Origin of the sequence: Parafannyhessea umbonata (assembly GCF_900105025.1) — a bacterium.
Classification (GTDB): Bacteria; Actinomycetota; Coriobacteriia; order Coriobacteriales; family Atopobiaceae; genus Parafannyhessea; species Parafannyhessea umbonata.
Genome location: NZ_LT629759.1, coordinates 1,916,181 through 1,928,490, shown reverse-complemented (window position 1 = coordinate 1,928,490; position 12,310 = coordinate 1,916,181). Strand labels below are relative to the sequence as shown.

The following is a 12,310-nucleotide window of genomic DNA, read 5'->3' as shown; positions in this document are numbered from 1 at the left end:
AGGCCAGTAGCTCCAATGGTAGAGCGGCGGTCTCCAAAACCGTTTGTTGTGGGTTCGAGTCCTACCTGGCCTGCCAGATTACACCACCGGCTATCCCTTATCGGGGTTAGCCGGTTTCTATGAATAGGGGTTTCGTTTAATGGCAAAGAAGGAGCGTCAGAGAAGAAGCGCACGCAAGGCCCGCTCTGCTGAGCGTGCCGCGCTCGAGGCCACCCGCGCCGCTTCCCAGCCCGGCTCGAAGGAGCCGGCGAAGAAGGCTGACGCTTCGGTTGCCCAAACCTCTGCGAAGAAGTCCGAGAAACCGGCAAAGAAGCCTGGTCGCATTCGCAGCTACTTCCGCGACGTGAAGGCGGAGATGCATCGCGTGGTGTGGCCCGAGCGCAACGAGCTCAAGAGCTATTCCGTCGCAGTCATCGTCATGCTCATCGTGTTCGGAGTGTGCGTGTGGCTTGTCGACACCGGATTCGTTGCTGTACTCGTGGGCTTCACGGGACTGAGGGGATAGGACATGGCAAAGCGCTGGTATGTGGTCCACACCTACTCGGGCTACGAGAACAAGGTGAAGGGCGAGATCGAGCACCGTGCCGAGATAAACGGCATGCAGGACAAGATCGTCGACATCCAGATTCCGACCGAGGACGTCACCGAGATCAAGGACGGTGGCAAGCGCGAGACCAAGGAAGAGAAGGTCTTCCCGGGTTATGTCCTCGTTCGCATGGAGATGAACGACGACACGTGGACTCTCGTCCGCAACACAGACGGCGTCACTGGCTTCCTTGGTCTGGACGGCAGCAAGCCTGCCCCGCTCCGCAGGTCTGAGTTCAACAAGATCATGCACCGCGGCGGTGGTAACGCGAACGGCTCTAAGCCCCAGAAGCACGTCACGACCACCACGAACATCGAGCCCGGCATGTCGGTCAAGGTCGTATCTGGTCCGCTTGCGGACTTCGACGGCCAAGTGTCCGAGGTCAACGCCGAGGCGGGCAAGGTCAAGGTCATGCTCACGATCTTCGGCCGTGAGACTCCCGTCGAACTCACCCTCGACCAGATCACCATCATCGCTTAGCAACCAGTCGGTCCCGGTATCGGTGAGGATGGCTTCTCCGGGGTCGATTGATATAGGAAACGCAAAACTCTGTCTAGGAGACCACAATGGCCAAGAAGGTTACCCACTTCATCAAGCTCCAGATTCCTGCTGGCGCAGCTAACCCCGCGCCTCCCGTCGGCCCCGCCCTTGGTGCCGCGCAGGTCAACATCATGCAGTTCTGCCAGGCGTTCAACGCGGCGACCTCCGACAAGAAGGGTGACATCATCCCTGTCGAGATCACCGTCTACGAGGACCGCACCTTTGACTTCGTTTGCAAGACCCCTCCTGCGGCGCAGCTGATCAAGAAGGAGCTCGGCCTCAAGAGCGGCTCTGGCGTTCCCCAGCGCGACAAGGTTGGCCAGCTTTCTCAGGAGCAGCTCACCAAGATCGCCGAGATCAAGATGCCGGACCTCAACGCCAACGACATCGAGGCTGCCAAGAAGATCGTCGCGGGCACCGCGCGCTCCATGGGCGTCACCATCGCCGAGTAGCAGGTTCCAAGCGCCTGGCAAGCCCGGGCGTGTCAGATAACGGTGGGAATCCACCAACTACGTGGGAGGGCCACGCCGCCCGCTAACCACACAGGAGGTAAGAAATGGCGAAGCACGGAAAGAACTACACCAACGCCGCTGCCAAGTTCGACAAGGCAGAGGTCTACAGCCCGAAGAAGGCCATGGAGCTCGTGAAGGAGCTCTCCACCGCCAAGTTCGACGAGACCGTCGAGGCTTCCATCCGCCTGGGCGTCGACACCCGCAAGGCCGACCAGAACGTCCGTGGCTCCATCTCCCTGCCCAACGGCACCGGCAAGACCGTCCGCGTCGCCGTCTTCGCAGAGGGCGCCAAGGCCGAAGAGGCCAAGGCAGCCGGTGCCGACATCGTCGGTTCCGACGACCTCGTCGAGGATGTCCAGAAGGGCAACATCAACTTCGACGCCGTCATCGCGACCCCGAACCTCATGGGCAAGGTCGGTCGTCTCGGCCGCATCCTCGGCCCCCGTGGCCTGATGCCGAACCCCAAGCTCGGCACCGTCACCATGGACGTCGAGAAGATGGTCAAGGAGCTCAAGGCCGGTCGTGTCGAGTACCGCGCTGACCGCTACGGCATCTGCCATGTCCCCATGGGCAAGGTCTCCTTCACCGTCGAGCAGCTCGTCGAGAACTATGCGGCTCTCTACACCGAGATCCTCCGCGTGAAGCCGTCCACGGCCAAGGGCCGCTATGTCAAGTCCGTCGCCTTCTCCTCGACGATGGGCCCCGGCGTCAAGGTCGACTCCGCTGTGACCCGCGACTTCCTCGCCGAGTAGCAAAAGAGCCACCTAGCAGTCGCTAGACAGAAGCAACGCACGAATGCTGGTTCGGGATCTCCCGGGCCGGCATTCTGTTTTTTTCTCGCCCGGCTCATCTTGTCGAGCGCGTGGCTGGGCTGGTCTACTCACGGTAGGGAATGGAGACGGATGTCTATGCGCATACAATGTGGAGACGAGAAGAACGCGACGCCTTGACTTGACGCATGACATGGCTGATGTGAAAATGTCCTCTGCATGGCGTGAGTCATGCGATAGTAAACAGCACGTACCGCTGCCAAAGACAGCAGGTGCCCGCAAGGGCTTGAAGGGGTATCCCGCCAGCCGAGGTGGTCTTGGAATTACTTCTTGGACCTCGCTTTGGCTGCGCCAAGCGGGGTCTTTTTCGTGAAGGCCCGCCGCGTCGGCGGCATGTGCCCGATTGGATCAAGGAGGTGTATTTCATGCCCAACAGCAAGAACGTCGAGATGCTCGCCAAGGTCAAGGAGTCCATTGACAACTCCAAGGGTATCTTCTTCATCGACTACCGTGGTCTTACCGTCAAGGAGACTCAGGAGCTTCGCCGCAAGCTCACCGCGGCCGGCGCTCACATGAAGGTCTACAAGAACAACATCGTGAAGATCGCTCTTGAGCAGGCCGAGATGCCCGTGGCTGACGTCGCAGGCACCGTTGCCTACGTCTTCTACGAGAACGACCCCGTCGCCGCTGCCAAGGTCATCAAGGAGGAGTCCAAGGCCCTCAAGAAGATCGAGTGGCTCGGTGCCATCGCTGACGGCCAGTCCCTCTCTGCGGACGAGGCCAAGGCCTATGCGGAGCTGCCCTCTCGCGACGAGCTCATGGCCCAGCTGGTTTACGTCATCGCAAGCCCGCTTTCCGGCATCGCTCAGGTTTGCGCTGGTCCCGCCAGGGGTCTTGCGACCGTCCTGGACGCCATCGCAGATCAGAAGAACGCCGCCTAAAAGGCGAACTTCAAAGGCAACATTGAACCTTGCACGACCAAAAATTTGATGGGCGCAGGAAGCGCCCACTAACAAAGGAGAATTGACATGGCTGTCACCAAGGATGAGATCATCGAGGCCCTCAAGGAGATGCCCGCCCTCGAGCTTTCCGAGCTCGTTCACGAGCTGGAGGACGTCTTCGGCGTCTCCGCTGCTGCTCCCGTCGCTGTCGCCGCTGCCGCTCCCGCGGCCGACGCTGCTCCCGCTGAGGAGAAGACCAACTTCGACGTCGAGCTGACCTCTTTCGGCTCCAACAAGATCGCCGTCATCAAGGTCGTCCGTGCCCTCACCTCCCTTGGCCTGAAGGAGGCCAAGGAGGCCGTCGAGTCCGCTCCTAAGGTCATCCTCGAGGGTGCCAAGAAGGAGGACGCTGAGGACGCCAAGAAGCAGCTCGAGGAGGCCGGCGCTACCGTTACCCTGAAGTAACAAGCGCTCCCTTTAGCACTTCGCACGTCTGGGGTCCGGGCCGCAAGGTCCGGACCTTTTTGTTATGGCGCGAACACGAGAAGAACCTCTGCGAGCTCGCCCCGGCGGTCCCAATGCTTGAAAGACTTTCGAGGTTGGTCTGCGGAAAGCCGATGGTGGGCGAGAATCTGTAACGACTGACAAATTTCTGCGCGAAAATGCAACGAGTGGTTGATTTGGGATGTAACGGCCCACAATCTGACCACAATTGAAGATTGCGTTTTCGCAGGTAAAAGGCTCGCTTTTCTCCCCTAATAAAAAGCCCCTCGAATGTCAAGACTTTTCATTGACCTGGAATTCCAACTTCGTTAAGTTATTAGATTGCGACAACTGCCGCTTTTTATCTCGTCGAAGGAGGAAGTGCCTGGTGCCTACCGCAAAGTCTTCCCAGCCCGCACAGGAGCAGCGCAAGCGCGTGAGCTTCAGCAAGATCCCTGGTGCGATGGAGTTGCCCAACCTCATTTCCGTACAGAAGGAGTCTTTCAACCGCTTCATGACCGAAGGCCTGGCCGAGTGCTTCGCCGAGTTTTCGCCCATCGAGAACTCCGCGAAGAACATGCAGGTCACCTTTGGTGAACATCAGTTTGGCGACGCGCCCGCGGACATTGCGGAATGTCGTGCCAAGGACATGTCGTACCAGGCGCCGCTCTTCGTGGACGTGCGCTTCGTGAACACTGACACGGGCGAGATCAAGGAGCAGCTCGTCTTCATGGGCGACTTCCCCCTGATGACCGACCGCGGCACCTTCATCATCAACGGCACCGAGCGCGTCGTCGTCTCGCAGCTGGTTCGCTCGCCGGGCGTGTACTTCTCCGAGGAGCTGGACAACGGCGTCACCGTGCAGCGCGTGCAGTTTATTCCCGCGCGTGGCGCGTGGCTTGAGTTCGAGGTCGACAAGCACGGCCACCTGGTGGTCTCCATTGACCGCAAACGCCGTCAGAGCGCGACCCTGCTGCTTCGCGCGCTCGGCATCGCCGAGAGCGACGACGAGATCATGAACCTGCTTGGCGACTCCGACGTGGTTCGCGCCACGCTGGAGCGCGACGTTGCCACGACCCGCGAGGATGCCCTTCTCGAGATTTACCGTCGCCAGCGCCCGGGCGAGCCGCCCACCGTCGACTCCGCGATGAAGTTGCTGGACAGCCTGTACTTCAACCACCAGCGCTACGACCTTGCGCGCGTCGGTCGTTACAAGATCAACAAGAAGCTCGAGCTGGATGTCGATGCGCAGGAGAAGATCCTGACGCAGGAGGACATCGTCTGCGCGCTGAGGTACCTGCTCGCGCTGCACGACGGCGACACCACCAAGAAGTTCGATGATATCGACCACTTTGGCAACCGTCGCGTCCGCACTGTGGGCGAGCTGGTGCAGAACCAGTTCCGCATCGGCATGAGCCGCATGGAGCGCGTCATCCGCGAGCGCATGGCCTCCCAGGACGCCGACGACATCACGCCGCAGTCCTTGATTAACATCCGTCCCATCGTGGCGGCCATCAAGGAGTTCTTCGGCTCTTCTCAGCTTTCCCAGTTCATGGACCAGTCCAACCCGCTTGCCGGCCTTACGCACAAGCGCCGTCTGTCCGCACTGGGCCCCGGCGGCCTTGCCGGCCACAAGTCCGGCTCCAGCCGCCGCACGAACGTCCCGACCGCCGTCCGCGACGTCCACAACTCGCACTACGCGCGCATGTGCCCGATCGAGACGCCCGAAGGCCCGAACATCGGCCTCATCGGCTCGCTCGCGCTGTACGCGCACGTGAACGAGTACGGCTTCATCGAGGCGCCGTACCGTCGCGTCGTGGACGGCCGCGTCACGGACGACATCGACTGGATGACCGCTGACGAGGAGGAGAACCACGTCATCGCGCCGGCGAACACCCCCGTCGACCCGAGTACCGGCCACTTTGTCGCCGTCGACCCCGAGGGCAAGACCTACAAGCCCGAGACCGTCATCGCGCGTACGCGCAACTTCGACGGCTCGTTCGGCGCTCCGGCGTCCGTGCCCGTCGAGACCGTCGACTACATGGACGTCTCCCCGCGCCAGCTCCTTTCCGTCGCGGCGAACCTCATTCCGTTCCTTGAGCACGACGACGCAAAGCGTACCCTCATGGGCGCGAACATGCAGCGTCAGGCCGTGCCCCTGATCAAGCCGCACGCGCCCTACGTCGGCACCGGCCTCGAGCGCCGTGCCGCACTCGACTCCGGCGAGCTCATCGTCGCAAAGCACGCGGGCACCGTCGTCGAGGTCGACGCCGCTCACGTGGTCGTCGACACCGCGAACGGCCCCGAGCGCTTCGACCTTCCCAAGTACCAGCGCTCCAACCAGAGCACCTGCATCAACCACCGTCCCGTGGTCCACGTGGGCCAGAAGGTCGAGGCCGGCGAGCCGCTGACCGACGGCACGTCCATCGACCACGGCGAGCTTGCGCTGGGCACGAACCTGACCGTGGCATACATGCCGTGGGAGGGCTACAACTACGAGGACGGCATCGTCGTCTCGGAGCGCGTTGTCCAGGACGACCTGCTGACCTCCATCAACATCTCCCGTCACGAGATCGACGCCCGCGACACGAAGCTCGGTCCCGAGGAGATCACCCGCGAGATTCCGAACCAGAGCGAGGACATGCTCGCGAACCTCGACGACGATGGCATCATTCGCATCGGCGCTGAGGTCGGCCCTGGTGACATCCTCGTCGGCAAGGTGACCCCGAAGGGCGAGCAGGCCCTTACCGCAGAGGAGCGCCTGCTCCGCGCGATCTTCGGCGCTAAGGCGCACGACGTTCGTGACACGTCCCTCAAGATGCCGCACGGCGCGTATGGCCGTGTCGTCGACGTGGTGCGCTTCAGCCGCGAGGCCGGCGACGACCTCCCGCCCGGAGTGAACGATCTCGTCCGCGTATTCGTCGCGCAGCGCCGCAAGATCCAGCAAGGCGATAAGATCTCCGGTCGTCACGGCAACAAGGGCGTCGTCTGCAACGTCCTGCCGGTTGAGGACATGCCCTACATGGCCGACGGCACGCCCGTCGACGTGCTTCTTGACCCGCTGGGCGTCCCCTCCCGTATGAACGTGGGCCAGCTCATGGAGTGCCACCTCGGCTGGGCCGCGAGCCACGGCTGGGACGTCGACTCCGCGGACTCCAAGGAGGTCGTGGACGGCCCGATGTACGTCTCGACGCCCGTCCTCGACGGCGCGACCGACGACGAGGTCCAGGAGGCCCTGCGCCGCACGAACATCAACATCATGAATAAGGCCCTGCGCACCTACGGCGAGCACCTCCGCAAGGAGTTCGTGCCCCAGCTGAACGAGATGGGCAAGACCACGCTGTACGACGGCCGCACCGGTGAGCCCTTCGAGAGCCCGATTACCGTCGGTACCTCGTACATCCTGAAGCTCGGCCACATGGTCGACGACAAGATTCACGCTCGCTCGACTGGCCCCTACAGCCTCGTCACGCAGCAGCCACTGGGTGGCAAGGCCCAGTTCGGCGGCCAGCGCTTCGGCGAGATGGAGGTCTGGGCGCTGTACGCGTACGGCGCTGCCAACGTCCTCCACGAGCTCATGACCGTCAAGTCCGACGACACGAACGGCCGCGTCAAGACGTACGAGGCCATCGTCAAGGGCGAGAACGTCCCCAGGCCCGGTATCCCCGAGTCCTTCAAGGTCCTCGTCAAGGAGATTCGTTCCCTCGCGCTCAACATCGAGCCGATCTCCTACAAGAGGCCCGAGAAGGGCCCCAAGTCGCAGGAGGACGTCCAGGACGAGAACAGCGTGGACGTCTTCGCTGGCGCCGACAGCGCCGACGACCTGATCGGTGGCGTTGCCTCCGATTCCGAGAAGGGCTCCGAGGCCCTGATCGGCGACAATTCCGACGATAAGGAGTAGCGAACGTGGCAGATTTCGATACCACTGATTTCGACGCGATAAAGATCTCGCTCGCCTCCGCAGATGAGATTCGCAGCTGGTCGCACGGCGAGGTCAAGAAGCCCGAGACCATCAACTACCGCACCCTCAAGCCCGAGAAGGACGGTCTTTTCTGCGAGAAGATCTTCGGTCCCGTCAAGGACTGGGAGTGCGCCTGCGGCAAGTACAAGGGCATCCGCTTCAAGGGCATCGTCTGCGAGCGCTGCGGCGTCGAGGTCACGAGCGCCAAGGTGCGCCGCGAGCGCATGGGCCACATCGAGCTGGCCGCGCCCGTCTCGCACATCTGGTACTTCAAGAGCCCGGCGACCTTCCCCCTGGCGCGCCTGCTCGACATGAAGAGCAAGGACCTCGAGAAGGTCCTGTACTTCGCGAGCTACGTCATCACCTCCGTCGACGCCGAGGCCCGCGAGGCCGACGCGGACGACCTCAAGGAGGAACTGGCCGCAGACCTCGAGGAGCTCGATGCCGAGCGCGACGACGAGATCGAGCGCCTCAAGGCGCAGGGCGATCCCGACGCCGCCGGCGAGTTCGGCGACGACGAGGTCCTCTCGGCCGACGAGGTCCGCATGGGCATCGCAGACCTCGAGGAGGAGTACGCGGAGGAGAAGAAGCTCCGCCAGGACGCCTTCGACAAGTTCATGCAGCTCGAGGAGCGCGAGCTCATCTCCGATGAGTCGCTCTTCACCGAGATGAAGCGCTACTACTCCATCTACTTCAAGGGTGGCATGGGCGCCGAGGCCATCCGCGAGCTCCTTCGCGGCATCGACCTGGGCGATGAGGCGGACCGTCTCCGCGCCATCGTTGCGTCCGACGACGCCCAGAAGCAGAAGAAGGAGCGTGCGGTCAAGCGCCTCGAGATCGTCGACGCCTTCCTGAAGGGCGGCAACGATCCTGCCAACATGATCCTGGACGTCATCCCGGTCATCCCGCCCGACCTGCGCCCGATGGTGCAGCTCGACGGCGGCCGCTTCGCGGCGTCCGACCTGAACGACCTCTACCGTCGCGTCATCAACCGCAACAACCGCCTCAAGCGTCTGCTCGACCTCGATGCTCCCGCGATCATCGTCAACAACGAGAAGCGCATGCTCCAGGAGTCGGTTGACGCCCTCTTCGACAACGGTCGCCGTGGTCGTCCGGTCACGGGCCGCGGCGGTAGGCCTCTCAAGTCCCTCGCCGAGTCCCTCAAGGGCAAGCAGGGCCGCTTCCGTCAGAACCTGCTGGGCAAGCGTGTCGACTACTCCGGCCGTTCGGTCATCGTCGTCGACCCGCACCTCCAGCTCCACCAGTGCGGCCTTCCCTCCGCGATGGCGCTCGAGCTCTTCAAGCCCTTCGTCATGCGTCGTCTCGTCGAGCTCGGCAAGGTCGAGAACATCAAGGGCGCCAAGCGCGCCATCGACCGTGGCATGCCCGTCGTCTGGGACGTCCTGGACGAGGTCATCAAGGGCCGCCTGGTCCTGCTCAACCGTGCACCTACGCTGCACCGCCTGTCCATCCAGGCGTTCGAGCCGGTGCTCGTCGAGGGCAAGGCCATCCACCTGCACCCGCTGGTCTGCGCGCCGTTCAACGCAGACTTCGACGGCGACCAGATGTCCGTGCACGTGCCCCTGTCCACGCAGGCTCAGACCGAGGCCCGCGTCCTAATGCTCTCGAGCAACAACCTCCGCTCGCCGGCTTCGGGCAAGGTCCTCACCGTGCCGTCCCAGGACATGGTCTTCGGCGTGTACTTCCTCACTACCGAGAAGAACGACGACCAGCCCTCCAGCCACACCTTTGCAAGCTTCGAGGACGCTCTCGCAGCGTTCGACAGCATGGGTGACCTCGACATCCAGGGCAAGATCACCGTCCGCGTCAAGCCCGAGCAGGCCAACGTCGTCGACGGCGACAAGCGCTACTTCCGCATCGTCGACGGCTGGGGCAAGTTCGAGGACCTCGACCTCACGAACGGCTCCGCGCGCTTCGAGACCACCATCGGCCGCGTCATCTTCAACAAGTGCCTGCCTGCCGACTATCCGTTCATGAACTACAAGATGGTCAAGGGCGACATCTCCAAGCTCGTCAACGACTGCTGCGACCGCTACAGCACCGCGAAGGTCGAGCCGATCCTGGACGCCATCAAGGCGACCGGCTTCCACTACGCCACCCGTGCGGGTCTGACCATCTCCGTCTGGGACGCAACCATCCCGGAGGACAAGCCGCAGATCCTCGCGGACGCGCAGGAGCGAGTCGACACCATCAACGAGTACTACGAGGACGGCTTCCTGTCCGAGCAGGAGCGCCACGTCGAGGTCGTCAACGCCTGGACGGAGTGCACCGACAAGCTCTCTGCCGAGATGCTCGCCGGCTTCAACGAGGACAACCCCATCTTCATGATGGCCGACTCCGGTGCCCGTGGCTCCAAGACCCAGCTGCGTCAGGTCGCAGGCATGCGTGGCCTCATGGCAGACATGTCCGGCGACACGATCGACCTCCCCATCAAGTCCAACTTCCGCGAGGGCCTCGAGCCGCTGGAGTACTTCATCTCCACGTACGGCGCCCGTAAGGGCCTCGTCGACACGGCGTCCCACACGTCCGACTCCGGCTACCTCACCCGCCGTCTCGTCGACGTCGCCCAGGACGTCATCGTGCGCGAGGAGGACTGTGGTACGGACGAGGCCGTCACGTACGACATCATCAAGCCGGGCGAGACCGACGTCGACCTCGACCTCATCGGCCGCTGCACGCTGCACGACGTCGTGAACCCCACGACGGGCGAGGTCATCATCGCCGCTGGCGACTACGTCGAGTCCAAGGCGCAGCTCCAGCAGATGGTGGAGGCCGGCCTTAAGAAGGTCGAGCTCCGCGCGCTGCTCACCTGCAAGTCCAAGTACGGCGTCTGCCAGCGCTGCTACGGCTGGGACCTCTCCACGCGTCGCCCCGTCAACATCGGCACCTCCGTCGGCGTCATCGCCGCGCAGTCCATCGGCGAGCCGGGCACCCAGCTCACCATGCGTACGATTCACTCCGGCGGCGTCGCGGGCGCCGACGACATCACGCAGGGCCTCCCGACGGTCGCCCGCATGTTCGACGTCGTCGGCAACGTCAACGAGAAGATCCTCGGTCGCGAGGCGGATCTCGCTCCCTACTCCGGCATCCTCTCGATCACGCCCGAGCAGACCGAGTACCTCATCCGCATCCTCGATGCGGACGACCGCTCCAGGATCCTCGTCGAGTGGCGCGTCCCCGCGTCCGTGCGCTTCATGCCGGGCTTCGAGGACGGCGTCGAGGTCCGTGCCGGCGACCAGATCACCCGCGGCTTCGTCAACTTCCGCAAGCTCCGCAGCCTGACGGACATCGAGTCCACCATGCACACCTTCGTGAAGTCCGTCAAGGACGTCTACACGTCCCAGGGCGTCGACCTCAACGACAAGCACATCGAGGTCATCGCCAGGCAGATGCTTCGTCGCGTCCAGGTCACCAACCCCGGTGACTCCACGTACCTCCTCGGCCAGTACGTCGACCGCTACGTGTTCGCGGACACCGTCCGCAACATCGCGCTTGCCGGCGGCACCCCGCCCGAGGCGGAGCCCGTCATCCTCGGTACCCTCAAGGTCGCGAGCTCCATCGACTCCTGGCTGTCCTCCGCGTCGTTCATCCGCACGGCGGGCGTCCTCACGGAGTCTGCCATCAAGGGCGAGGTCGACCACCTGCTCGACCTCAAGTCCAACGTCATCGTCGGCAAGAAGATCCCGGCAGGCACCGGCCTTCGCGCATACGACGACGTCAAGCTCACCTACCACGGCAAGCGCATCGACGGACCCACCTCGCCCATGGCAAAGTCGCTTCCCGAGTGGGCTCCCGAGGAGCTCAAGGGCATCGAGGAGCAGCTTCCCAAGCAGCTCGACTGGATTGGCGACGACTACGGATACGGTGGCGTCTACTCCAAGAACGGCCGCACCCTGTCCTCCGAGGACGCGAAGCTCTACCTCTTCGACGACCTCGGCGTGTCGCAGCGCTGGACCAACAAGTTCAGCGAGGTCGGCATCGAGACCGTGGGCGACCTCATCGGCAAGACCGAGGACGACCTGCTTCGCATCGACGGCATCGGCGCCAAGGCGATCGAGGAGCTCCGCGATGGCCTCGAGGCCCGCAATCTCCTCTACATCCTCGAGCCCGATGAGGACGAGGCTGACAGCGAGGACCTCTCCCAGCTGCTCAACATGGTCTTCTCGCCCGACGCAGACAGCGACATCATGCTTGGCACGGCCGCACCGTCCAAGCACCAGTCCTTCGACGACGAGCTCATCGGCGGCTCCTCGAACGAGGAGCAGGAGGAAAGCTCCGAGTCTCAGGTCATCAACGAGGACCTCGGATCCCTCCACGACCTGCTTTCCCAGGTCGAGAAGAACGAGTCCTCTGACTCCGAGGAGTAGCTCATAGGTTAGCGCGGCGTAAGCCCGCGACATAACGGCCAGCAGGCCCCGACTCAACCAAGAGCCGGGGCCTTTGTCTTACGTGCGCACAAATGGGTATCACATGCCATAGGCAACGTTCGGACGTCG

Annotated in this window: 8 protein-coding genes and 1 tRNA gene; all 9 read left to right on the top strand. The window is 63.1% G+C overall.

Annotation, left to right across the window (positions count from 1 at the left end; translation table 11 throughout):
• A tRNA-Trp gene (locus BLT96_RS08710) sits at positions 1-76 on the top strand.
• Positions 77-139: 63 nt separating this feature from the next.
• Positions 140-505: a preprotein translocase subunit SecE gene (secE, locus tag BLT96_RS08705; protein ID WP_090863631.1), complete on the top strand. Its 366-nt coding sequence runs from the start codon at positions 140-142 to the stop codon at positions 503-505.
• Between the two features lie 3 nt (positions 506-508).
• Positions 509-1,066, top strand: a complete 558-nt coding sequence (nusG, locus tag BLT96_RS08700) for a transcription termination/antitermination protein NusG (RefSeq protein ID WP_090845490.1) — start codon at positions 509-511, stop codon at positions 1,064-1,066.
• An 86-nt stretch (positions 1,067-1,152) separates the two neighbouring features.
• Complete coding sequence (gene rplK, locus BLT96_RS08695; RefSeq protein WP_090845492.1) at positions 1,153-1,578, top strand: 50S ribosomal protein L11; 426 nt, start codon at positions 1,153-1,155, stop codon at positions 1,576-1,578.
• Positions 1,579-1,682: 104 nt separating this feature from the next.
• Entirely contained in the window at positions 1,683-2,390 is a 708-nt protein-coding gene (gene rplA / locus BLT96_RS08690; protein ID WP_090845494.1) for a 50S ribosomal protein L1, read from the top strand.
• 443 nt (positions 2,391-2,833) lie between these two features.
• On the top strand, positions 2,834-3,349 hold the full coding sequence (rplJ, locus tag BLT96_RS08685) for a 50S ribosomal protein L10 (protein ID WP_090845496.1): 516 nt from the start codon (positions 2,834-2,836) through the stop codon (positions 3,347-3,349).
• Between the two features lie 87 nt (positions 3,350-3,436).
• On the top strand, positions 3,437-3,814 hold the full coding sequence (gene rplL / locus BLT96_RS08680) for a 50S ribosomal protein L7/L12 (protein ID WP_090845498.1): 378 nt from the start codon (positions 3,437-3,439) through the stop codon (positions 3,812-3,814).
• 406 nt (positions 3,815-4,220) lie between these two features.
• On the top strand, positions 4,221-7,733 hold the full coding sequence (rpoB, locus tag BLT96_RS08675) for a DNA-directed RNA polymerase subunit beta (RefSeq protein WP_090863629.1): 3,513 nt from the start codon (positions 4,221-4,223) through the stop codon (positions 7,731-7,733).
• Between the two features lie 5 nt (positions 7,734-7,738).
• Complete coding sequence (locus tag BLT96_RS08670) at positions 7,739-12,181, top strand: DNA-directed RNA polymerase subunit beta' (protein ID WP_090845502.1); 4,443 nt, start codon at positions 7,739-7,741, stop codon at positions 12,179-12,181.
• Positions 12,182-12,310 lie beyond the last annotated feature (129 nt).

Bases quoted from the DNA above. Each gene is read 5' to 3' on its own strand.
- secE (WP_090863631.1), top strand. From the start codon at position 140: ATGGCAAAGAAGGAGCGTCAGAGAAGAAGCGCACGCAAGGCCCGCTCT.
- nusG (WP_090845490.1), top strand. From the start codon at position 509: ATGGCAAAGCGCTGGTATGTGGTCCACACCTACTCGGGCTACGAGAAC.
- rplK (WP_090845492.1), top strand. From the start codon at position 1,153: ATGGCCAAGAAGGTTACCCACTTCATCAAGCTCCAGATTCCTGCTGGC.
- rplA (WP_090845494.1), top strand. From the start codon at position 1,683: ATGGCGAAGCACGGAAAGAACTACACCAACGCCGCTGCCAAGTTCGAC.
- rplJ (WP_090845496.1), top strand. From the start codon at position 2,834: ATGCCCAACAGCAAGAACGTCGAGATGCTCGCCAAGGTCAAGGAGTCC.
- rplL (WP_090845498.1), top strand. From the start codon at position 3,437: ATGGCTGTCACCAAGGATGAGATCATCGAGGCCCTCAAGGAGATGCCC.